The 20,219-nt window shown below is 74.7% G+C and carries 22 protein-coding genes; 7 read left to right on the top strand and 15 right to left on the bottom strand.

Annotated elements, in window-relative coordinates:
• Window positions 1-123 precede the first annotated feature (123 nt).
• A complete protein-coding gene (locus tag O4J56_RS03015) occupies window positions 124-600 on the top strand; it encodes a Clp protease N-terminal domain-containing protein (RefSeq protein WP_270683560.1) in 477 nt (158 codons plus the stop codon).
• Between the two features lie 19 nt (window positions 601-619).
• Here the strand turns inward: O4J56_RS03015 and O4J56_RS03010 are convergent, their stop codons facing one another.
• The 6 genes from O4J56_RS03010 to O4J56_RS02985 form a co-directional block, all read right to left on the bottom strand.
• A complete protein-coding gene (locus tag O4J56_RS03010) occupies window positions 620-745 on the bottom strand; it encodes a hypothetical protein (protein ID WP_270683503.1) in 126 nt (41 codons plus the stop codon).
• 146 nt (window positions 746-891) lie between these two features.
• On the bottom strand, window positions 892-1,536 hold the full coding sequence (locus tag O4J56_RS03005) for a VOC family protein (RefSeq protein WP_270683502.1): 645 nt from the start codon (window positions 1,534-1,536) through the stop codon (window positions 892-894).
• A 172-nt stretch (window positions 1,537-1,708) separates the two neighbouring features.
• Entirely contained in the window at window positions 1,709-3,334 is a 1,626-nt protein-coding gene (locus O4J56_RS03000; protein WP_270683501.1) for a sigma-70 family RNA polymerase sigma factor, read from the bottom strand.
• 135 nt (window positions 3,335-3,469) lie between these two features.
• Window positions 3,470-4,051 carry a DM13 domain-containing protein gene (locus O4J56_RS02995; RefSeq protein WP_270683500.1) on the bottom strand — a complete coding sequence of 194 codons (582 nt, stop codon included), beginning with the start codon at window positions 4,049-4,051 and terminating at the stop codon, window positions 3,470-3,472.
• Between the two features lie 89 nt (window positions 4,052-4,140).
• Entirely contained in the window at window positions 4,141-4,800 is a 660-nt protein-coding gene (locus O4J56_RS02990) for a response regulator (RefSeq protein ID WP_270683499.1), read from the bottom strand.
• Window positions 4,797-6,254, bottom strand: coding sequence for a sensor histidine kinase (locus O4J56_RS02985; protein ID WP_270683498.1), 1,458 nt, complete (start codon window positions 6,252-6,254; stop codon window positions 4,797-4,799). The genes O4J56_RS02990 and O4J56_RS02985 overlap by 4 nt, the downstream gene beginning before the upstream one ends.
• Before the next feature lie 231 nt (window positions 6,255-6,485).
• On the opposite strand from O4J56_RS02985, the gene O4J56_RS02980 reads away from it, so the two are divergent.
• The 3 genes from O4J56_RS02980 to O4J56_RS02970 are packed head-to-tail and all read left to right on the top strand — an operon-like array spanning window position 6,486 to window position 9,995.
• On the top strand, window positions 6,486-7,160 hold the full coding sequence (locus O4J56_RS02980; RefSeq protein ID WP_270683497.1) for a phosphatase PAP2 family protein: 675 nt from the start codon (window positions 6,486-6,488) through the stop codon (window positions 7,158-7,160).
• Window positions 7,157-9,715, top strand: coding sequence for an FtsX-like permease family protein (locus O4J56_RS02975; protein WP_270683496.1), 2,559 nt, complete (start codon window positions 7,157-7,159; stop codon window positions 9,713-9,715). The genes O4J56_RS02980 and O4J56_RS02975 overlap by 4 nt, the downstream gene beginning before the upstream one ends.
• A 58-nt stretch (window positions 9,716-9,773) precedes the next feature.
• On the top strand, window positions 9,774-9,995 hold the full coding sequence (locus O4J56_RS02970; RefSeq protein WP_270683495.1) for a type II toxin-antitoxin system VapB family antitoxin: 222 nt from the start codon (window positions 9,774-9,776) through the stop codon (window positions 9,993-9,995).
• Between the two features lie 18 nt (window positions 9,996-10,013).
• Here the strand turns inward: O4J56_RS02970 and O4J56_RS02965 are convergent, their stop codons facing one another.
• On the bottom strand, window positions 10,014-10,451 hold the full coding sequence (locus O4J56_RS02965; protein ID WP_270683494.1) for a hypothetical protein: 438 nt from the start codon (window positions 10,449-10,451) through the stop codon (window positions 10,014-10,016).
• A 154-nt stretch (window positions 10,452-10,605) separates the two neighbouring features.
• Between O4J56_RS02965 and O4J56_RS02960 the strand changes: the two genes are divergently transcribed.
• A complete protein-coding gene (locus tag O4J56_RS02960; RefSeq protein WP_270683493.1) occupies window positions 10,606-11,496 on the top strand; it encodes an amidohydrolase family protein in 891 nt (296 codons plus the stop codon).
• A 16-nt stretch (window positions 11,497-11,512) separates the two neighbouring features.
• On the opposite strand, the gene O4J56_RS02955 is transcribed toward O4J56_RS02960, so the two are convergent.
• From O4J56_RS02955 to O4J56_RS02940, 4 genes are all read right to left on the bottom strand, one after another.
• A complete protein-coding gene (locus O4J56_RS02955; RefSeq protein WP_270683492.1) occupies window positions 11,513-12,733 on the bottom strand; it encodes an MFS transporter in 1,221 nt (406 codons plus the stop codon).
• Window positions 12,734-13,157: 424 nt separating this feature from the next.
• Complete coding sequence (locus O4J56_RS02950; RefSeq protein WP_270683491.1) at window positions 13,158-13,610, bottom strand: hypothetical protein; 453 nt, start codon at window positions 13,608-13,610, stop codon at window positions 13,158-13,160.
• Window positions 13,611-13,639: 29 nt separating this feature from the next.
• The gene (locus O4J56_RS02945) at window positions 13,640-13,969 is read right to left on the bottom strand and encodes a hypothetical protein (protein WP_270683490.1); all 330 of its coding nucleotides are present in this window, start codon (window positions 13,967-13,969) and stop codon (window positions 13,640-13,642) included.
• Between the two features lie 63 nt (window positions 13,970-14,032).
• Window positions 14,033-14,986 carry a GlxA family transcriptional regulator gene (locus O4J56_RS02940; protein ID WP_270683489.1) on the bottom strand — a complete coding sequence of 318 codons (954 nt, stop codon included), beginning with the start codon at window positions 14,984-14,986 and terminating at the stop codon, window positions 14,033-14,035.
• Window positions 14,987-15,057: 71 nt separating this feature from the next.
• On the opposite strand from O4J56_RS02940, the gene O4J56_RS02935 reads away from it, so the two are divergent.
• Complete coding sequence (locus tag O4J56_RS02935) at window positions 15,058-15,915, top strand: alpha/beta fold hydrolase (protein ID WP_270683488.1); 858 nt, start codon at window positions 15,058-15,060, stop codon at window positions 15,913-15,915.
• Window positions 15,916-15,992: 77 nt separating this feature from the next.
• Window positions 15,993-16,223 carry a hypothetical protein gene (locus tag O4J56_RS02930; protein ID WP_270683487.1) on the top strand — a complete coding sequence of 77 codons (231 nt, stop codon included), beginning with the start codon at window positions 15,993-15,995 and terminating at the stop codon, window positions 16,221-16,223.
• Window positions 16,224-16,257: 34 nt separating this feature from the next.
• On the opposite strand, the gene O4J56_RS02925 is transcribed toward O4J56_RS02930, so the two are convergent.
• The 4 genes from O4J56_RS02925 to O4J56_RS02910 are packed head-to-tail and all read right to left on the bottom strand — an operon-like array spanning window position 16,258 to window position 20,216.
• A complete protein-coding gene (locus tag O4J56_RS02925; RefSeq protein WP_270683486.1) occupies window positions 16,258-16,509 on the bottom strand; it encodes a Smr/MutS family protein in 252 nt (83 codons plus the stop codon).
• 48 nt (window positions 16,510-16,557) lie between these two features.
• Window positions 16,558-17,007: a GNAT family N-acetyltransferase gene (locus O4J56_RS02920; protein ID WP_270683485.1), complete on the bottom strand. Its 450-nt coding sequence runs from the start codon at window positions 17,005-17,007 to the stop codon at window positions 16,558-16,560.
• A 17-nt stretch (window positions 17,008-17,024) separates the two neighbouring features.
• On the bottom strand, window positions 17,025-17,837 hold the full coding sequence (locus O4J56_RS02915; RefSeq protein ID WP_270683484.1) for a class I SAM-dependent methyltransferase: 813 nt from the start codon (window positions 17,835-17,837) through the stop codon (window positions 17,025-17,027).
• A gap of 24 nt (window positions 17,838-17,861) precedes the next feature.
• Window positions 17,862-20,216: an excinuclease ABC subunit UvrA gene (locus O4J56_RS02910; RefSeq protein WP_270683483.1), complete on the bottom strand. Its 2,355-nt coding sequence runs from the start codon at window positions 20,214-20,216 to the stop codon at window positions 17,862-17,864.
• Between the last annotated feature and the right edge of the window lie 3 nt (window positions 20,217-20,219).

Here is a 20,219-nt window from a genome sequence, read left to right as displayed (position 1 = left end):
CGCTCTCTTCGCCCCCGATTCGTCAACTTTCATTGACAACCCCGTGCCGCCCCGCCTATCGTCAACACAAGTTGACCGTCAACATTCGTTGACGGCTCGTCGGAGCGAACCGGGGTGAGCACCATGTTCGAGCGCTTCAGCGGCGACGCCCGCCGCACCGTCGTCCAGGCCCAGCACGAGGCCCGCGGCCTCGGCCACGGCCGGATCGGCACCGTCCACCTGCTTCTGGGCCTGCTGGACCCGGGGGACGACCCCGCCACCGCGCCCGCCGCCCGCGCGCTGCGCGAACACGGCGCGACCGCCGAGGCCGTACGCCGGGCGGCCCGGGAAGGCGCAGCCGCGCCCGCGCCGCGCCCCCGGCGGTGGCGGTTCCCCGGCAGCCACATCCCCTTCTCGAAGCAGGCCAAGAAGGCGTTGGAGCTGTCGCTGCGCGAAGCCCTGCGCTTCGACCGCCGCTGGATCGACGGCTCCCACATCCTGCTGGGGGTGCTGCGCGCCGGCGGCACGGCGGCCGGGGCGCTGGAGTCGGCCGGGGTGGACGCGGAGGCCCTGCGGCGGACCGCCGAGGAGATCGCCCGCACGGCGGACCGGCCCCGCTGAGCGGGGCCGCCCCTCGCCCTCAGTCCTCGCCGCCCTCGTCCGCGGCCTCCGGGGCGGCGGCCCCGTCCCGCCTCCCCATGAAGATGTACGCGGCCACCGCCGCGGCGAGGATGAGCACGGGCAGGACGAAGAGAACGAAGGTCATGTCGGCCTCACTCCATCGGGGGGATCGCTGCGCCGCCGTCGGTCGGCGCACAATGGCACATCATCCGACAATCCTCCTTTGTCCGGACGACGCGCGGATGCCCCTGTAACCGACTGGTGATCCGATGGGGGCGGGCCCGCAACCCGTCAACCCGTCGGCGGGGGCCCGAGCTCGACGCGGCCGTTCGGGGTGTCCAGGGCGACGACGAGTCCGGCGGGCCCGGGCTCGGCTCGGACCCCGGCGCCGACCGACTCCAGCGGCCCGGCGACCGCGTCCGGGTCGGGGGCCTGCACGCGCATGCCCGCCAAGCGCACCTCCGGGAGCCCCGATGCGGAGGGGTGGGGGGAGCCGCCCCAGTCGATGAGGAAGGGCACCGCGCCGGACGGGTGGGCGCCCAGCGGGTCGGTGAGATCCCAGCTCAGGACGGTGCCGTCGGGGCGGCGCCGGCTCATGGACAGGACGCGGCCGGGGTCGTAACCGGCGCAGCGCGCGCGGCGCGCGTGGGCGGCCAGGCCGTCGCGGCGCACGGCCCAGGTGACGGCGCCGGGCCCGGACAGGTCGTCGACGCGGAACGGCCGCGGCCCTGCGGGCGGGATCTGGGAGGGGTCGGGCCCGACCAGCTCCAGGTAGGCGCCGTGGCCGATCCCGACGAGGAGGTTGCGGGTGCCCCAGCCCGGGTGGGACCCGCCCACAGCGGGTTCGACCCCGGTGAGGCGTGCGAACGCCTCACCCGCGGCGGGGAGGTCGGGGGCCGCGTACACGATGTGGTCCAAGCCGGGAGGGATGCCCATGCCCGCCATTGTGGCGCGGGACCGCCACGGCGGCGATCGAGCGGGGTTACCGCCGCCGTGGCGGTCACCCCTCAATGAGTCCCCACGAGTCCCGGCGTCCCGCAGGTTTATCGGTTCGTTACCTGATTTTCCGGAAGTGTCCCCTGCCACCTGCGGAACCACACGTCGGCCGTCATTCGGCGGCGGCGAGGAATCGCAGACGGGAGGCGTCGTAGTAGTTGTAGATCGTCACCAGCGGCTCACCCGCCTCCGGAGGCGGGGCGAAGTCGCTCCACTCCGCCAGGCCGAGCTGGAAGTCGTCTCCCTGCGGTCCCGCCGCGTCGGTGACGAGGTAGTAGCTCCCGTCGGGGTGCATCAGGAAGCGGAACATCTGCCCTTCCCGGTCCGCGCGGCAGGGCTCGTGGCTGACCGCGTCGCCCTCGTGCGCCTCCGGCTCGTACCCGAGGCAGCCGCCTGTCCCGGCGTTGCGCAACCAGGTGCGGTCGTCCCCGGGCTCGGGCGCGAACGTCTCCCACACCTCGTCCTCCTCCCCGCTGCAGTCCCCGATGACCACGCGCCGACCCTCCGGCACGACGCAGGCCCCCGTCCCGGCGTTCATCAGGCGCGCCGACTGCATGCGCGGCCCGATGTCGTCGCCCCGCTCCCGCACCGAGGCGTCGTCGTCCCGTCCGCCCCCGGAACCGTCCTTCCCGTCGTCCTTCGACTCGTCCTCCGGCTCCTCGGCGGTGTCGTCCTCGTCCTGCTGCGCGGGCTCGGGCACGGCCGTCGGCCCGGGGACCGGTTCCTCCGCCGGCTGGGGCGGGTCCTGCACCGGGTCCTGGGGCGCCCTCGGGACGGCGGCGGTGGCCGTGTCCTGGGACCGCCCCTGCTCCGGTGCGGGCACTCCCCCCAGGACGGCCGCGCCGCCGATCACCGCGGCGGCCCCGACGGCGGCGGCGCCCGCGGCCAGCGGCGCCGACCCGCCGGTCGCCCCGGCGACCAGCCCCGTCTGGAGCCCGGCCACACCGGTGAACGGCCCCGCCCACATCAGCAGCGCGGCGGGCAGCACCGTCCGCATGCGCTTGCTCAGCCCGCTCAGCTCGGCGAAGGCGGCCCGGCAGCGCTCGCACTCGGCCAGGTGGCGCCCCAGGTCGCGCCGGGGCCTGCGGTCGGCGCGGCGCGCCTGCGCGCCGATCATCGGGGCGAAACGGCGGCACTCCCCTTCGGCCCCGGCGATGTGCGCGGACAGGTACGCCTCCCGCAGCCCCTCCCGCGCGCGCGAGGCCAGCGACCCCACGCCGCTGCGGCCGATCCCCAGGAGCGGCGCCACCCGTTCGGCCGCCTCCCCCTCGACCTCGGTGTGCCAGAGCACCGCCTGCCAGCGCTCGGGCAGGGAGTGGAAGGCCCGGCGCACCAGGCCGCCGTCCTCCAGGCGGAGCACCCGCTCCTCGCCGCTCTCCTCGGGTGCCGCGCCCAGCCAGCGCTCGAAGTCGTCGGAGAGCTCGGTGCGCCGCTCGGTGCCCGCCCAGTCGGCGGCGGTGCGGCGAACCACCGCCAGCAGGTAGGGGCGCCACGCCTCGCCCGGCCCGCGGCCGGCGCGCACCGCCTCCAGAGTGCGGGTGAAGGCCTCCGAGGCGAGGTCCTCGGCGGTGTGCGGGTCGCGGCAGCAGGTGAGGGCGTAGGCCAGCACCGGCCTCCAGTGGCGGCGGTACAGCTCGTCGAGGGCCTGCGCCCCGGCCGTCCCGCCGTCGCGGAGCCCGGCCGCGAGCTCGCCGTCGGACCCGGCGTCACGCGCGGGTCCGGGATCGGTGTCGGTCATGCACCCCGCCCCTGTTCGGCACGGCTCGTCCGGACTTCCGCCATTGTGGGTGCCGGGCGCCCCGTAGAAAAGAGTGGTCGCGGAAGCGCTCAGTGTAATGGGATATGCCGGACGTGGGGCGAGTCGGGCGGTCCCTCAGAGGTCGAGGGGCGCCGAGCCGAACGCGACCGAGAAGCGGTCGCACCAGATGACCACGCTTGTCATGCCCTCGATGTCGGCGTCCTCAGGGATCTCGTAGTTGGCGTCGCCGTGCGTCCCCTTGAGCGACCCGAGGTCGATGTAGCGCCCGTCGCGGTACTTGGACCAGTCGCCGCCCGCCTCCTGGTCGGTGAGCCAGACGTACAGGTCCGGGCCGTCGCTGGAGGCCAGCTCCTCCAGGCGCACATGGCGGGAGCCGTCGGCGAGTTCCAGGACGCGCGCCGTGCCCGTCGTCTCGTGCTCCTGGGAGACGAACTCCCCTTCCGCGAGCACGGCGGGCTCGGCCGGCTCCTCGGCCTCGTCCTCGGCGCTCTGGGAGCCCTGAGATCCCTCCGCGTCCTCCGTCTCCTCCATCTCCCCCTGCGCGCCGTCGCTCTGCTCCACCGCGGGCAGGTCCTCGTCCACGGTCGTGCTCGTGTACAGCCTCCAGGGCTGGAACGCCCACAGCCCCACGGCCACCAGTACGACCGCGATCGCCGCCGCTCCCCACGCCAACGGATGCCGCAACCACTTGCCCATCTCGCCCTCCCCATGTCCCCCGGATGTCTTCCGGACCGTGCCCCCTTCATTCGGAGCCGGTGCGCGGAGGGCGACCCCGGGGTCCCAGGTCATGTGCGGACGAGGCCCGCCTCATAGGCGAGCACCGCCGCCTGGACCCTGTTGGACACCCCCAGCCGGGTGAACGCCGAGCTGACGTGCGTCTTGACCGTGTCCTCGACCAGGTGCAGGCGCCGTGCGATCTCGGCGTTGGACAACCCCTGGCCCAGCAGGGCCAGCACCTCCCGCTCGCGCGGGGAGAGCGCCTCGGCGCGGGCCGCCGCGGCCGCCCTGGGGTCGGGGCCGCCGTCGTCCTCGCGCAGCCTCCCCGCCAGGCCGCGGGCCATCTCCGGGGAGAGGAAGGCGCCGCCGGCCGCCACCGCCTTCACACCGGCGATCAGCTCACGCGGATCGCCCGCTTTGAGGAGGAACCCGTTGGCGCCGTCGCTCAGGGCGCGCACCATGTACTCCTCGCGGCCGAACGTCGTCAGCATCGCCACGGCCGTCGCGGGGGAGACGCGGCGCACCTCGCGCACGGCGTCCAGGCCGCCCCCGCCCGGCATCTGGATGTCGACCAGGGCCACGTCGGGGCGCTCCCGGCCGGCCAGCTCGACCAGCGCATCGGCGTCGCGGGCCTCCCCCACCACCTCGATTCCCGGGTCGGCCGTCAGGATCGTCCGCACCCCCGCCCGGATGAGCGCCTCATCGTCGGCGAGCACCACCCTGATCACGCGTCCCCGTCCTCCTTGCAGTTCAGGTCGAGTGTCGGGCGGCGGTCGTAGACGCACGCCGACACCAGTCCGCCACCAGAGAAGCACACCTGGTACGCCCTGTCGGGCGACCACTCCGGCCCACGGGGCGAACGGTAGTAGCGGCACTCGTCGGCCTCCTCGGGCATGAGCAGTTCCAGGCCCGGGTCGACGACCGCGGTGGGCAGCCGGGCCGGGGGCAGCAGCTCTTCGACGGCCGCCCGGTCCTGCCCGATGGCCAGCCGGGAGAAGTCCTCCTCTGTGAGCACGGCGTTCTCGGTCAGATAGGCGCCGTAGGCGTACCAGCCGACGACCAGCGGGAGCAGGACGGCCGTGGCCGCGGCGACGGCGACCGCCAGCTCGCGGCGGGCGCGGGCGGGGCGCTCGCGTGCCGCCGCGGCGGCGGTGGCCGAGAGGCGGGCCTCGACGGCGAAGCCGCCCCCGCCGGTCGGGCCGAACTCCAGGGCGCCCCCGGCCCGCTCCACCCGGTCGCGCAGCGAGCCCAGCCCCCGCCCGCCCCCGGCGGACACCGGGAGGCCCTCGTCCGCGGGCCCATTGGCCACCCGCACGACGGCGGTCCTGCCGCGGCGCCGCGTGCCGACCTCCACCGTCACGGCGGCGCCCGGGGCGTGCTTGGCGGCGTTGGTCAGCGCCTCCCGCACGACCGCGAAGACCAGTGTCCGCGCGGCCTGGTCTCCGGGGGCCTCGGTGCCGTCCCAGTCGATCTCCATGCCCGATGAGCGTGCGCGCACGATGAGCCGCTCCAGCGGCGCGTCGGCGCCGTCCTGGCCGCGGGCCCGCTCCAGGAGGCCGATCACCTCGTGCAGGCGGCCGATCGCCTCGGAGGCGCGCGCCCGCAGCTCACCGACGCCCTCCCGGTAGTCCTCCTCCGACAGCCCGGGGGCGACCTCCAGGCCGCCCGCCCGCACCGCGATCAAGCTGAGGTCGTGGCCGAGGGAGTCGTGCATCTCCTCGGCGATGCGGGCCCTCTCGCGCAGGCGCTCCTGCTCGGCGACGGCGTCGCGCTCGCGTTCGAGGGCGGCGACGCGCTCCCATCCGGTGTCCAGCAGCTCCGCCCGCTGCCGCATGTAGCGCCCGGCGAACCAGGGGAACGCGCCGAACAGGAGGGTGACGATCGCGTCGGCCATGCCCGACCAGGGCTCGGCGCCGACGGCCAGGGGGACCACCACGCGGAGCAGGCCCTCCCCGATGGCCACCGCGAGCACGGCCGGGGCCGCGTAGCGGAAGGCGGACAGGCGCCCGGCGGCGAACGCCACCCCGGCCAGCAGGGGCAGGAACGCCGAAATCGGGCCGATGGGCCCGGTGGTGGTCACCGCCCCGTGCACCGCCCAGACGAGCAGCGCGGCGAGTACCGCCTCGCGCGCCCAGCCACCCCATCGACCTGCGGCGATACGCCGCCCCTCCGTGCTGTCCACTCCCTGGACGATAGCCCGTGGACGGCCGGTCGGCCTCCCCCGAAAGTGCCGGTCGCCCGCCTGCGGCCCCCACGAAAGTGCGGGGCCGCCCTCCACGGGCGGGCGATGTGCGCGCCCCGGCCCGTCCCTAGCCTCGGAGTCCTGCGGCGCACCGTACGAGCGGTGACCACCGGCCGACGGGCCGGTGAACGCGGCCGACGACCACCATCGCGGAAGGGACCCCATCACCCCATGCCCACCCTGATCCCCGAGCCCAGCACCGACGCGTACCGGGCCGTCACCTCCTTCGCGCAGGACCTGCCCGCCTGGCTGCAGTCCCTCGCCGAGGCCGCCACGGACCTGCTGCTGCTCGGCTTCGCCGTGCTCTTCCTCGCCCTGTGGTGGAGGGCGCGCGGGCGCGGCGCGCGCGCCATGGCGGCCGCGCTGCTGGCGCCCGTCGCGACGGTGGCGGGCTACCTGGTGAGCGAGGGCGCCAAGTCGCTCATCCAGGAGGAGCGCCCCTGCCGGGCGGTGGCGGACGCGGTCACGATCGCGGCCTGTCCGCCGCACGGGGACTGGTCCTTCCCGAGCAACCACGCCGCCATCGCGGGTGCGGCGCTGGCGGCGGCGTTCATCGCCTGGCGATGGTCGGCGGCGTTCGCGGCGCCCCTGGCGCTCCTGGAGGCCTCCTCCCGGGTGTTCGTGGGCGTGCACTACCCGCACGACGTCGCCGTGGGGCTGCTGGTCGGGGCGGTGGTCGCCGCGGCGGTGGCCGTCGCGGCCCGCGGCCCCGTGCAGGCGCTGGTGGTGCGGATGGCCGCGGTCGCCCTCCTGCGCCCGCTGCTGACCACCGCCGGGGGCCGGCCCCGCGCGGGCGCCGACACCGCACCGCCGCGCACCTCCCACCGACAGGAGACCCTCCGTTGAGACGCGTCCGCACCGGCCCCCTCTCCCGGCTGGCCACCACCGCCCTGGCGATCGCCCTGGGCGCCATGTTCGCCACCGCCACGCTGGTCTTCACCGACGGCGTCCGCCAGAGCTTCGCCGACTCCGCCATGGGCGGGGCCGACCGGCTCGACGCGGTCGCCGTCCCGGCGGAGGAGGACGGCGTGCTCCCCCGTGACCTGGTCGCGCGGGTGCGGGAGCTTCCGCAGGTGGCGGAGGCCGACGGCGCGGTGCGCGGGTCGGCCGTGCTGCTGGGCCCCGACGGGCGGCCGCTCGGGAGCGCGGCGGCGATGGCCGTGTCCGTGGGTGGGCCCACCGAGCGGCTGCGGGTCGAGGAGGGCCGCGCGCCGGCCGCCGCCGACGAGGCGGCGCTGTCGGCGGCCACCGCCCGCACCACGGGGCTGGAGACGGGCGACACCGTGGCCGCGGTGGGGGCGGACGGGCGGCGGCGCGCGTTCACCGTCACCGGCCTGGTCGACTTCGGGCTGGACCGCTCCGCCTCGGCCGCGGGCGCGATCGCCTTCGACCCGGAGACGGCCGCGGAGGTCACCGGGGTCGACGGGTACGCGGAGCTGCGGGTGCTCGGCGCGGACGGCACGGACCCCGAGGAGGTCGCGGCGGCGGTCCGGGCGGAGCTCGGCGAGGCGGCCCGGACCATGACCGGCGCCGGCTACGGCGCCGTGCTCGCCGACGACGCGGGCGTGCAGGCGCGGTCGGTCACCGTCGGGCTGTCGCTGTTCGCCGCGGTGGCGCTGTTCACCGCCGCGCTGGTCATCGGCAACACCTACGCGGTGCTGGTGGCCCAGCGGCGGCGCTCCACGGCGCTGCTGCGCTGCCTGGGCGCCGACCGCGGGCAGATCCTGCGCGGGGTGCTGGCCGAGGCGCTGGCGGTCGGCCTGGCGGCCTCGGCGGCCGGGGCGGCGCTGGGGGTGGGCGTGGCCGCGGCGGCGGTGGAGCTGGCCGGCCGGTCGGCGGGGACGGCCTCCGTCTTCGGGACCAGCGGCGCCGAGGGGATACCGCTGGTGGTGTCCCCCCTCTCGCTCGCGCTGGGCGTGGGGGCCGGGGTGCTGACCACCGTCGCCGCGGCGGTGCGCCCGGCGGTGGCGGCGATGCGCACGGCCCCGCTGGCCGCGCTCCGGCAGAGCGGAGCGGACGGCGGCTCCGAGGGGGGCACGGGGCGCGGCGGGCGGCTGCGCGCGCTGGGGGCGGCCTCCCTGTTCGCCCTCTCCGCCGCCGGTGTGTGGACGGGGCTGTCCCTTGAGCCGGGACCGCTGCCGATGGTGGTCGTGGCGGGCGCGGGCATGGCGGCGTTCGCGGGGGCGATGGCGGCGGCGCCGTGGCTGGTGCGGGTGTTCGCGGCGGTGGTGCGCGCGCCCCTGCGGCGGCTGGGGACCGCGCCGGGTCTGGCGGCGGAAGGGGTTCTGCGCACCCCGCACCGCACGGCGACCGCGATGACGGCGCTGGCCGTCGGGGCGGCGCTGATGTCGGGGTACGCGGTGGCGAGCGCGTCGATCCAGTCCACGCTCACCGAGGTGATGGCGCGCGAGATGCCCGCCGACTACGCGCTGCGCCCCCTGTCCTCTCAGAGCGGCCCCGACGCGGGCGCCCCGGCGTCGGCGCTCCCCGCCACCCTGGCCCGCGAGTTGGAGGACGACCCGGCGATCGGCCGGGTGATGCGGGACCGGCGCGCCGCCGCCGACGTCGGGGGCGAGCCGACGCCGGTGGTGTCCTTCTTCGACGCGCGCTTGGGGACCGACCTGGCGATGGAGACGGATGAAGGCGACCTGGCCGATGTCGCACCGGGGCGGGCGGCCGTGCACGCGGACGACGCCGAGCGGCTGGGGGTCGGGGTCGGCGACACGGTCCGGGTCCCCGGGGAAGGGGCCGACCTGCGCCTGACGGTGGCGGCGGTGACCCCGTCGGATGGCGGCATGCCGGGCCTGGTCGTGGCGCCGGAGGACTTCGCGGAGATGTTCCCGGACACGCCGGACGCCAGCCTGATGGTGGTGGGGGCCGACGGCGCCCCTGCGGAGGAGGTCCGGGCGGCCGTGGACGCCGCGAGCGCGGCCCACCCGGGCCTGGAGGTGGTGAGCGGCGCGGAGCAGCGCGAGCAGTACGGGCGCCTGTTCGACACGATCTTCGCCGTGGTGGTGGGGATGCTGGCGGTGGCGATCGTGATCGCGGTGCTGGGCATCGCGAACACGCTGGCGCTGTCGGTGCTGGAGCGCGGGCGCGAGTTCTCCCTCATGCGCGCGCTGGGGCTGACCCGCGGACAGCTCAGAGGACTGGTCGCGGCGGAGGCGGCCCTGGTCGGCGCGGCGGGAACGGCGGTCGGGGCGGTGCTGGGCGTCCTGTTCGGCCTGGCGGCGGCGGGCGCGGCGATGGACGACATGGTGCCCGCGGTACCGGTGGCGCGGGTGGCCGTGCTGCTGCTGGCGGGCATCCCGGCCGGGCTGCTGGCATCCCTGGCCCCCGCCGCCCGCGCGGCCAGGGCCCCGGTAGCGGGCTTGGCAGCGGGCGCTCCCGGGGCGGTGTGATCCGCGAAGGGCCGGACACGGACGGCCGTCTCATGCATGATCATGAAGGAGGTGGACGATGACCGTGACTCGAATCGATATCGCCCCTGATGTCCTCAGCGATGTGATGAGGATGACCGGCGCGGCGACCGAGACGGACGCCGTGAACCTGGCTCTCCGCGACTACGTGGCACGCCACTCCCGAATCGCCGCGCTAGAACACTTCGCAGCGCTCTCGGCCTCATGGGACTACGAATTCTGGAAGCGGTGCCACGAGAACGAGCGCGCTCCGACGGAGTGATCCGGGCGCCGCTTCCGGCTAGTGCTCCTCGCCGCGGCTCAGGCCCCACAGGGCCAGTGCGGCGACGATGCCGTAGACGGCGTGGCCCATCAGGCTCATCATGGCCGTCTGGTCGATGGTGAACACCGGCATCCCGAGGAAGGCCGGCATCAGGGCCAGCCCGCCCAGGACCCACCAGACCAGGCCGTAGACGAGCCCGGCGCCCAGCACCGGCCACAGGCGGTCGGCGAACCCCCCGGCCAGGACGCCGAAGACCAGGCCGATACCGGCCGATATGACCAGGTGGACCAGCCCGCCGACGACGGCGCTCTGCGAGCCGACCATCATGGCGATCATCGGGAGCATCCCCGTCATGGCCATGAGCATCCCGAAGACGATGCCACCGGCGAGACCGGCGACCACGCCCTTCCAGGCGTGGGCGATGACGTGCGAGCGGCTGAAGGCGATCGTGGACATGGCGCGGGTCCTTCCCTCCGACACCGGCGGCCCCGCGGACGCGGACGGCCGCACGGGCGCTCTGGGCGTCCGTGTCCCATGGGTACGTGCGCGCGCGGAAGGCGGGGTGCGAGGTGTCGCCCGGCTGACACTCTTCACGGCGCGCGTCCGTAGAGTGGCCCGCGTGACATACGCCGCATCACCCGACGAGATCGCCGATGTCCGGGCGATCTGGGAGCCGCTCGGCCTCCCCGGCCTGATCGACGTGCACACGCACTTCATGCCGCAGCGTGTGCTCGGCAAGGTGTGGGCGTACTTCGACGCCCTGGGCGAGGGCGTCTGGCCGATCACCTACCGCCAGGACGAGGCCGAGCGGGTCGACCTGCTGAGGCGGTTCGGCGTCGTCCGCTATACGTCGCTGCTGTACCCGCACAAGCCCGGGATGGCCGAGTGGCTGAACGGGTGGGCGGCGGAGTTCGCGGCGGCCCACGACGACTGCCTGCACAGCGCGACGTTCTACCCCGAGCCCGAGGCGGAGCGGTACGTGGCGGGCGCGATCTCCTCAGGGGCGCGCGTCTTCAAGGCCCACCTCCAGGTGGGCGGCTATGACCCGCGCGACCCCCTGCTCGACGGCGTGTGGGGCGCCCTGGCGGACTCGGGCGTCCCCGCCGTCGTGCACTGCGGGTCGGGCCCGCTGGAGGGCCCATTCACCGGTCCTGGCCCCTTCGGCGAGGTGCTGAGGGCCCACCCGGGGCTGAAGGCGGTCATCGCACACGCGGGGACGCCCGAGTACACGGACTTCCTCGACCTGGCGGAGCGCCACGAGGGCGTCCACCTCGACACGACGATGGTGTTCACCGACTTCACCGAGCGGATGGCGCCGTTCCCGCCGGAGGAGGTCCCCCGCCTCAAGGCCCTGGAGGACCGGATCCTGCTCGGCAGCGACTTCCCGAACATCCCCTATCCCTACGCCCACCAGCTCCGGTCGCTCGCCGCCCTCGGCCTCGGGGACGGATGGATGCGGTCGGTGCTCTACGGCAACGGCGCCCGGCTGTTCTCGGTCTGAACCGGGGCCGGGCGCATCACGCGGCGACGGGCTCCGGGACCTCGTCGGCGAACTCCTCGGGCACCGGCGCGACCGCCGTCCGCCGGGCCGGAGCCGCCCGCCGCTCCGACAGCCCGAGGAGCAGGGCCAGCCCGAGGCCGACGGCGGACAGGGCCGCACCGACCAGGGCGGGCGACGTCAGGCCCAGCCCAGCCGAGATCGCCGCGCCGCCGAGCAGCGCCCCCAGGGCGTTGGCGATGTTGAACGCCGAGTGGATCCCGGCGGCGGCGAGGCCCGGCGCCTCCTTGGCCTTCTCCAGGATGGTCGTCTGGAGGCTGGTGACGGCCACGAAGCCGGTCGCTCCGATGAGGAGGACGGCGATCGGCGCGAGGACCGGGCTGCCCGCCGTGAACGCGAACAGCCCCAGGGAGGCGGCGAGGGCGCCGGTGAAGAGGTAGAGCGTCGGCATGGGGGCCGCGTCGGCCAGGCGCCCTCCGGCCACCGCGCCGACGGTGGTGCCGACGCCGTACAGGCCCAGCATCAGGGCCACGCCGGTGGAGCCGTAGCCGGTGACGCCGGTCAGCACGGGGCTGATGTAGCTGTAGGCGGCGAAGCTGCCGCCGAACCCGAACACCACGACCGCGAAGGCCAGCAGGACCTGGGGCCGCGCGAAGACCCCGACCTCGCGGCGGACGGGCACGGGGGCCGGGCGCGGCTGCTCGGGCAGGGCGGAGCGCAGCACCACCGCCGCGACGGCGCCGATCACCGCCACACCGGCGAACGCCCAGCGCCAGCCGAGCTCCTGTCCCATGAGGGAGCCCAGCGGCACCCCGGCGACGTTGGCCAGGGTCAGGCCGAGCAGCACCCGGGCGACGGCCTGGCCGCGCCGGTGCCCGGCCACCATGTCGGCCGCCACGACCGACCCGATGCCGAGGAAGGCGCCGTGCGGCAGCCCGGCGAGCACGCGGGTGGCCAGCAGCGCCTCGTGGCCGGGGGCGACCGCGGACAGGGCGTTGGCCCCGGCGAAGAGCCCGAGGAGGGCGAGCAGGAAGGTCTTGCGGGGCAGCCGCGACCCGGCGACGGCCAGCAGCGGGGCGCCGATGACGACGCCGAGGGCGTAGCCCGAGATGAGGTGCCCGGCGGTCGGGATGGAGACCCCGAGGTCCGCCGCGACCTCGGGCAGGATGCCCATGATGACGAACTCGGTCGTGCCGATACCGAAGGCGCCCAGAGTGAGCGCCCAAAGGGCGATGGGCAAGGTGCCCTCCTTCGCGGGGACATGCGCGACCGCACGCCGAAGCAGGGGCGGGAGCGGCCGGAAGACGGTCGGATTCGGTGCGCCGGGGGCGGGGGAGGTGCGCTGGAGCGCAGGTCGGCCCTGAGAATTGGGCGCACGAATCCTTGACAACGCCGAGGGAGGGGGCGGGGAGTCCCGCTTCGCGCATGACCCCGCGCACAGGGGGCGAGGGGTTGGGCCACACGCCCCCGCGCACCGGCCCTCAGTGCGCGTCGGCCGAGGCCGGGGCGTCCCGGATCACACCGGGGACGGCCGGTCAGACGGTCTTGACAGCGCCGCCGTCGATGACGTGGTCGGCTCCGGTGGTGCCGATGGCAAGCGGCGAGGCGAGGGAGGCGACGAGGCCGGCGATCTCCTTACTCAGGACCGCTGGTGACGGTTCCCCTCATACGGCGACGACGTGCACATCATCCGCACCGATCGCCTCGACATAGGCAGTGATGTCCCCAGGATCACTCGTGAACACGACCGCGCTCCGGTGTTTCACCGCCGTCCAGACGACGAGGGCGTCCACCGCGTCCGGACGCTTCTTCGCGGGAAGAGCCGCTAGGCCCAGGATGGTGCCGATACGACGCCGATCGACGATGTCAGGAGCGGTCGCACAGGCGATGCACTCCGCTTGGCCCGCGGTCGTGGCGCGCAACGCGCGGGAAGACGACCGGGCCTGTGGAACGGTGCACTCCTTCAGGACCGAACTCATCGCGTGCGCGGTCGCCGGATCCGGGCGCCACATCTGCGCCAGGACAGGACCGGGAACGATAGGCCGATGCGGGGCCGCGGCGACGCCGCGGTGCATGTGGAGGGCCTTCGCTTTGCGGGCGGCCAGTCCCATGAGCATGCCCGTGTCGTACACAGGGACTCGGGCGTTCACGCCACTTCACCGTCATTGTGCCGTGCGGGCTCGTCCGCTCCGAGGACCAGGCGCATGGCCTCATCGACCTCGGCCTGCTCGTCCACGGTGAGCGGTCCACTGTCGCCGTCGACGGTGGCCCCTTGATCCCGCGCGTCACTGTCGGCTTCGGCGATCAGTGCGTCGACCCCCGCGAACTCCGCTTCCGCCGCCTCGGTTTCGGCCATCTGCCGCGTCGCCGCGTTCACCAGGTACGCCGAGATGTCCATCCCGGACCGCTCGGCATGCCACCTGATCCTCTCCGCCTGCTCCGGATCGAGGCTGATACTGATGCGCCGCTTTGCCACTCCACTAGCGTAATACGAGTATTATCGCTCGTCCAGAGATATCGGCCCGGAAGGCGCCGTCACCTACCCGGCCCGGCCGAAGGTGCGGCGGTAGGCGCCGGGGGTGGTGCCGAACCGGGCCCGGAAGCGGCGGCGCAGGTTGACGGCCGAGGCGAGCCCGACCCGGGCGGCGACGGCCTCGACCGGGAGGTCGGTCTCCTCCAGCAGGACCCGCGCCGCGTCGAGGCGCCGGGCGAGCAGCCACTGGCCGGGGCTGGTGCCGAGCTGCTCGGTGAACCGGCGGGCGAGGGTGCGGCCGGACACCCCCGCGCGCTCGGCCAGGCGGTCCACGGTGAGCCGGCCGTCCAACCGCCCCTCGGCCCACTCCAGCAGCGGCGCCAGCGACGAATCCGGCCGGGGAGCGGCGGGCCGCACGGCGTACTGGCGCTGGCTGCCCTCCCGGTGCGGGGGCAGCACCATGATCCGCGCGACCTGGTCGGCGTAGGCCGCGCCCTGGTCGCCGCGGACCAGGTGCAGGCACAGGTCGATGCCGGCGCCGGTCCCGGCGCTGGTCGCGACGTCGCCGTGGTCCACATAGAGCACGTCGGGGTCCACCTGCACCCGGGGGAACTCCGAGGCCAGGCGGGCGGTGCGGCGCCAGTGGGTGGTGGCGCGGCGGCCGTCGAGGAGCCCGGCGCGGGCGAGGACGAACGCGCCGGTGCAGATGGCGACGGTCCGCGCCCCGCGGCGGTGGGCGGCGCGCAGGGCGTCGGCGACGGCGGGCGGCACCGGCGCGCCGACGGGGTTCCACGCCGCCACGACGACGGTGTCCGCGTCCTGGAGGGCCTCCAGGCCGGCGTCGACGTGGATCGCGTACCCGGCGGTGGTCGGCACGGGGCCGGGCCGCTCGGCGCAGACGGAGAAGTCGTAGCGGGGCCCGTCGTCCGGCGGCACCGTGCCGAAGACCTCCGACGCGCAGGCGAGCTCGAAGGGGGACTGCGGCGGACTGATCAGGGCCACTACCCGGTGCAGGCTCATGGCGGAAATGTACCTGCAGGTGTCTTTCCGGACTCTCGGCGGGCGGGGCGCCGCCGGGCCACAGTGGGGGCATGAGCGGAACCACGGAGACGACAGGTACGGGGACGGGCGTGCGCAGGGAGGCGGTCCGGGTCGGGGATACCGAGGTCAGCTACCTGACCGCGGGGCGGGGCGACGGCCGTCCGGTGCTCCTGCTGCACGGCACGTACTGGAGCCGGGTGTGGCAGCCGGTCCTGTCGCGTCTCGCGGGGGCGGGGCTGCGGCCGTTGGCGCTCGACCTGCCCGGCCTGGGGCGCTCGGGCGGTGAGCTGACCTTGGAGACCGCGTCGGTCCCCGCCCTCGCCGGGCGGGTGGCGGAGGCGGCGTCGGCGCTGGGCGTGTCCGGGCCGGTGGCCGTGGCGGGCCACGACATCGGGGGCGCGGTCGCGCAGCACCTGTTGGTGCACGGGCCGTTGGAGGTCTCCCGCCTGGCCCTGGCCAACTCGGTCACCTACGACTCGTGGCCGGTGCCGGCGGTGGCGCGGTTCCGGGATCCGGAGGTGGCGGCGTCGGTCACGGCGGAGGAGTTCCTGTCCGCGCGCCGGCGGGTCGTGACGTCGGCCCTGGCGGGTGCCGCGACCGAGGACCTGATCGACGAGTACCTGGACCCGTGGACGGAGGAGCGGGTGCGCCGCTCCTGGATGGCGCTGGCGGGTGCGGCGGACAGCCGGTACACCCTCGACCTGCTCCCGGCCCTGCGGGAGTCCACGGTGCCCAAGCTGCTGGTCTGGGGCGAGGACGACGGGTTCCAGAGGGTGGAGTTCGCGGAACGCCTGGACGCGGAGATCCCCGAGACGACCCTCGTAAGGATCAAGGGGGCGGGCCACATCCCCATGGAGAACGCCCCGGAGACGGTCGCAAGCGCACTGATCGACTTCTTCACCGAGTAGCCCCTCCCGCGCGGTGGCCCCGGCCCCCTGGCACGGTCCGGGGCCACCCGCATGACTCGGTATGGCACGCTGATCTCGTGGCCGATACGACGGTGATCGAGGTGCAGGGCGTACCGACTGGAGTCGTGGAGATTCTCAAGGGGAGAGCCGAGGCCAGAGACCTGTCCTTGGCCGCCTACATTCGCGGGCTACTCCTGGAAGAGGCATCCCGGCCGGAGCTCGCCGAAGTGATGGCACGGATGGCCGAGGACGAGCCGATCCACTACACAGAGGACGATCTCCGGGCCTTCAAGGCCGATCACCGCTGATCCATGCCTCCGACCGTCCTCCGCCACGGCACCGTCAGTGCTTGAAATGGACGAACAACCGGCCGAAGTTCTTTCCGTCTTTTTCCACGCGGTGGTATTTGGCCTTGATCTCCTTTTGGTCCAGGAATCTCAGGACGCGCTTCTTCAGTTGGCCTGAGCCCTTTCCCGGGATGATCTCCACCGTCTTGGCCTTCTTACGGAGCGCCTCGTCGATGATCTCGTTGAGGGCCCGGTCGATGTCACGGCCCTTGTTGAAGATGTCGTGCAGGTCCAGCTTCAGCCGCATCGCGTCTCCTCCGTGCCCGGTGGGTTCCGGATGATACGGGCCCCGGGCTCACAGCCGCAGTTCGAACACCATCCGGTCCACGCCCGGCCCGTCGTAGTCCTTGTGCGGGCCGGTGACCGTGAAGCCGATCGCCCGGTGGAAGGCGATCGAGCGCTCGTTAGCCGGTGACGTGATCGCGCGGACCACCGAGCGCCCCTGCGCCCGCGCCGCGTCGGTGAACCGCCGGTACAGCTCACCGGCCAGCCCCGAACGCCGGTGTTCGGGGGCCACCCCGGCGAAGTGCACGTAGGCCGCCTCAACGTCCGACGGCGAGCCGAACCCGACGAGGAAGCCCGCAAGCTCCTCCCCCGCCTCGGCCGTGAGGCTGGTGGCATGGAAGTGGTCGAGGAACAGGCGCGGCAGCAGGTCCGCCACCGGCCGCCCCCACCAGTCGTCGCAGACCGCGAGGATGCGCGCGTGGTCGGAGGGGCGGGCGGCCCGGATCCGGATGTCGGTCACAAGGGGGCTCCCGTTCGTCACTTCTCGGCGGTGAAGATGGCGGTGCCCGGGACGTAGCGGCCGCGGTGTGGGCCCCAGCCGCCCCAGGTGGACGTGTTGTGTTCGGGCCACTCGGGTTCGGTCAGACCCGTCAGGCGCAGGCCCGCCCCGGCGATCGCCGCGACCCAGTCGCCCATCGTGTGGTGGTGCTCCACGTACACCGCCCGGCCCGACCGGTCCTCCTCGATGTAGGCCCTCCGGTCGAAGTACGGCTGCACCACCGTCATCCCCGCCGCCGTCGGGTCGTCCGGGAACATCCACCGCACCGGGTGCGTCACCGAGAACACCAGGCGGCCCCCGGGGCGCAGCACGCGCGCGCTCTCGGCGACGGCCGCCGCCGCGTCGGGGATGAAGGGGAAGCCTCCGAAAGCGGAGCACACCGCGTCGAAGGAGGCGTCGGCGAAGGGGAGGTGCTGCACGTCGGCCTGGGCGACCGGGACCCGCGGCGTCCCCTCGTTCTCGTCGATGCGGTGGGAGTGCTGCAGCTGCCTGAACGCCACGTCCACGCCCACCACGTGCGCCCCCTGCGCCCGCAGCCACCGCGCGCACTGGGCCGCGCCGCAGCCCACCTCCAGGACGCGGGCTCCCTTCAGCTCCTCGCGAGGGCCGAGGAGCCGCGCCTCGTCCTCCGTGAGGCCCTCCGGCCCCCACACGAACGCGCTGTCCCCCAGGAAGTCCCCGTGCTCCCCCTGGTACTCGTCGGCCGACCTCTCCCACCAGATCCGGCTGGCCCGGGCACTCTCCTCGGGCCCCGCCGCTCTCCGCGTCACCCGGCTCGCCTCGTCGCTCATGGCGCCATCCTCACAGAGTCGGCGTCACGGGGCGGAAGGCGCCTCGGGTGAGAGGTGGGCCCTCAGGAAGGGAGGCGTCCTTCCCTCACCGGATTCCGCGACCTCCCGGGGCGTTCCCTGCCCAGTGACCGTCCCGCCGGCGTCCCCGCCGCCGGGGCCCAGGTCGATCACGTGGTCCGCGCCGGCCGCCACGGACATGTCGTGCTCGGCGACGACCACCGTCGCCCCGCCGTCCACCAGCTCGTGCAGGCGGGCGACCAGCAGGTCCCTGTCCTTGGGGTGCAGCCCGGTGGTCGGCTCGTCCAGGAGGTAGAGCGTGTGCCCGCGCCGCGCGCGCTGGAGCTCCGACGCCAGCTTGATCCGCTGCGCCTCCCCGCCCGACAGCTCCGTGGCGGGCTGGCCCAGCCTCAGGTACCCGACCCCGACCTCGTCGAGCGCGCGCAGCGGGCGCGCCGCCGCGGGCACGTCGGCGAAGAACCCGGCCGCCTCCTCGACCGTCATCTCCAACACCTGGGCGATGCTCCTGCCCCGGTAGGTGACGCGCAGCGTGTCCGGGTTGTAGCGCGCCCCCTTGCACTCCGGGCACGGCGCGTAGCTGCTCGGCAGGAACAGCAGCTCGACGGAGACGAACCCCTCGCCCTGGCAGGTGGCGCACCGGCCGCCGTCCACGTTGAACGAGAACCGCCCGGCCCCGTACCCCAGGCCGCGCGCCTGTTCCGTCGACGCGAACAGCTTGCGCACCGCGTCGAACATGCCCGTATAGGTGGCCGGGTTCGACCGCGGCGTCCGCCCGATGGGCCGCTGGTCGACCTCCACGACCCGGTCGACGCCCTCGCCGCCGTCGGCCAGCTCGCGCAGGAGCGACGTCTTGCCCGCCCCCGAGACCCCGGTGACCGCGGTGAACACGCCCAGCGGAACGTCGGCGTCCAGCCCGCGCAGGTTGTTGCGGTGCACGCCGCGCAACTTCAGCCACCCCGACGGCGCCCGCCCGCGCGGCGCCGTGCGCCCCGGCGCGAACAGGTAGGGACGGGTCTCGGACTCCTCGGCCCCGGCCAGCCCCTCCACCGGCCCGCTGTAGAGCACGCGGCCGCCGCGGCTCCCCGCGCCCGGACCCACGTCCACGACCCAGTCGGCCCTGCGCACCACGTCCATGTCGTGCTCGACGAGGAAGACGCTGTTGCCCGACTCCTTGAGCCCCGTGAGCACCTCCATCAGCGCCTCGGTGTCGGCCGGGTGCAGCCCCGCCGAGGGTTCGTCGAGCACGTAGACGACGCCGAACAGCCCGGACCGCAGCTGCGTCCCCAGACGGAGGCGCTGCAGTTCCCCGGCGGACAGCGACGGCGCCGGGCGGCCGACGCTCAGGTAGCCCAGCCCCAGCCGCTCCAGCACGCGGATGCGTGCCACCACGTCCCCCGCCAGGACCGCGACCGCGCCGTCGCCCTCGCGCGCGTGGGGGTCGAGCAGGTCGGCGAGCTCGGACAGCGCGAGCCCCGCGAGTTCGGGCATGGTGCGACCGGCGAACGTCACGGCCAGCGCCTCGGCCCGCAGGCGGCGGCCCCCGCACACCGGGCAGGCCGACCGGGTGAGGTACCGCGCGGCCTTCTCGCGCCGTGCCTCGCTCTTGGACGCCGCGTAGGCCTTCATCACCAGGCGCTTGGCGCTGGAGAAGGTGCCCTGGTAGGGCCGCTGGATGCGATGCGCCTCCCGGACCGGGTGCACGGTGACGACCGGCTGCTCCTCGGTGAACAGGATCCAGTCGCGCGCCTCCTGCGGAAGGTCCCGCCACGGCGCGTCGACGTCGTACCCGAGCGCCTCCAGGATCTCCCGCAGGTTCTTGCCCATCCAGCCGCCGGGCCAGGCGGCCACCGCGCCCTCGCGGATGCTCAGCGACGCGTCGGGCACCAGGGAGCCCTCGGTGGCGTCCAGCACCTCCCCCATGCCCTCGCAGTTCGGGCAGGCGCCCGCGGCGGTGTTGGGCGAGAAGGCGTCGGAGTCCAGGCGCTCGGCGCCCTCCGGGTAGGTGCCCGCCCGGGAGAGCAGCATCCGCAGCGAGTTGGACAGCAGCGCGATGGTGCCGACCGACGACCGGGCCGAGGGCGCGGCGCGCCGCTGGCTCAGGGCCACCGCCGGCGGCAGCCCGGTGATGGCGTCCGCGTCGGGCGCGCCGACCTGCTGCAGGAGGCGGCGCGCGTACGGCGCGACCGACTCCAGGTAGCGCTGCTGGGCCTCGGCGTAGAGCGTGCCGAAGGCGAGCGAGGACTTGCCCGACCCGGACACCCCGGTGAAGGCGGCCAGGCCGTCGCGCGGGACGGCGACGTCGACGGAGCGCAGGTTGTGCACGCGCGCGCCGCGGACTCGGACGAACGGGTCATGCGTCACCGG

The organism is Nocardiopsis endophytica, assembly GCF_027706725.1.
Lineage (GTDB): Bacteria > Actinomycetota > Actinomycetes > Streptosporangiales > Streptosporangiaceae > Nocardiopsis_A > Nocardiopsis_A endophytica.
This window is presented reverse-complemented; position numbering and strand designations above follow the sequence as displayed.

Bases quoted from the DNA above. Each gene is read 5' to 3' on its own strand.
- O4J56_RS03015 (WP_270683560.1), top strand. From the start codon at position 124: ATGTTCGAGCGCTTCAGCGGCGACGCCCGCCGCACCGTCGTCCAGGCC.
- O4J56_RS03010 (WP_270683503.1), bottom strand. From the start codon at position 745: ATGACCTTCGTTCTCTTCGTCCTGCCCGTGCTCATCCTCGCCGCGGCG.
- O4J56_RS03005 (WP_270683502.1), bottom strand. From the start codon at position 1,536: ATGGGCATCCCTCCCGGCTTGGACCACATCGTGTACGCGGCCCCCGAC.
- O4J56_RS03000 (WP_270683501.1), bottom strand. From the start codon at position 3,334: ATGACCGACACCGATCCCGGACCCGCGCGTGACGCCGGGTCCGACGGC.
- O4J56_RS02995 (WP_270683500.1), bottom strand. From the start codon at position 4,051: ATGGGCAAGTGGTTGCGGCATCCGTTGGCGTGGGGAGCGGCGGCGATC.
- O4J56_RS02980 (WP_270683497.1), top strand. From the start codon at position 6,486: ATGCCCACCCTGATCCCCGAGCCCAGCACCGACGCGTACCGGGCCGTC.
- O4J56_RS02970 (WP_270683495.1), top strand. From the start codon at position 9,774: ATGACCGTGACTCGAATCGATATCGCCCCTGATGTCCTCAGCGATGTG.
- O4J56_RS02965 (WP_270683494.1), bottom strand. From the start codon at position 10,451: ATGTCCACGATCGCCTTCAGCCGCTCGCACGTCATCGCCCACGCCTGG.
- O4J56_RS02950 (WP_270683491.1), bottom strand. From the start codon at position 13,610: ATGCTCATGGGACTGGCCGCCCGCAAAGCGAAGGCCCTCCACATGCAC.
- O4J56_RS02940 (WP_270683489.1), bottom strand. From the start codon at position 14,986: ATGAGCCTGCACCGGGTAGTGGCCCTGATCAGTCCGCCGCAGTCCCCC.
- O4J56_RS02935 (WP_270683488.1), top strand. From the start codon at position 15,058: ATGAGCGGAACCACGGAGACGACAGGTACGGGGACGGGCGTGCGCAGG.
- O4J56_RS02925 (WP_270683486.1), bottom strand. From the start codon at position 16,509: ATGCGGCTGAAGCTGGACCTGCACGACATCTTCAACAAGGGCCGTGAC.
- O4J56_RS02915 (WP_270683484.1), bottom strand. From the start codon at position 17,837: ATGAGCGACGAGGCGAGCCGGGTGACGCGGAGAGCGGCGGGGCCCGAG.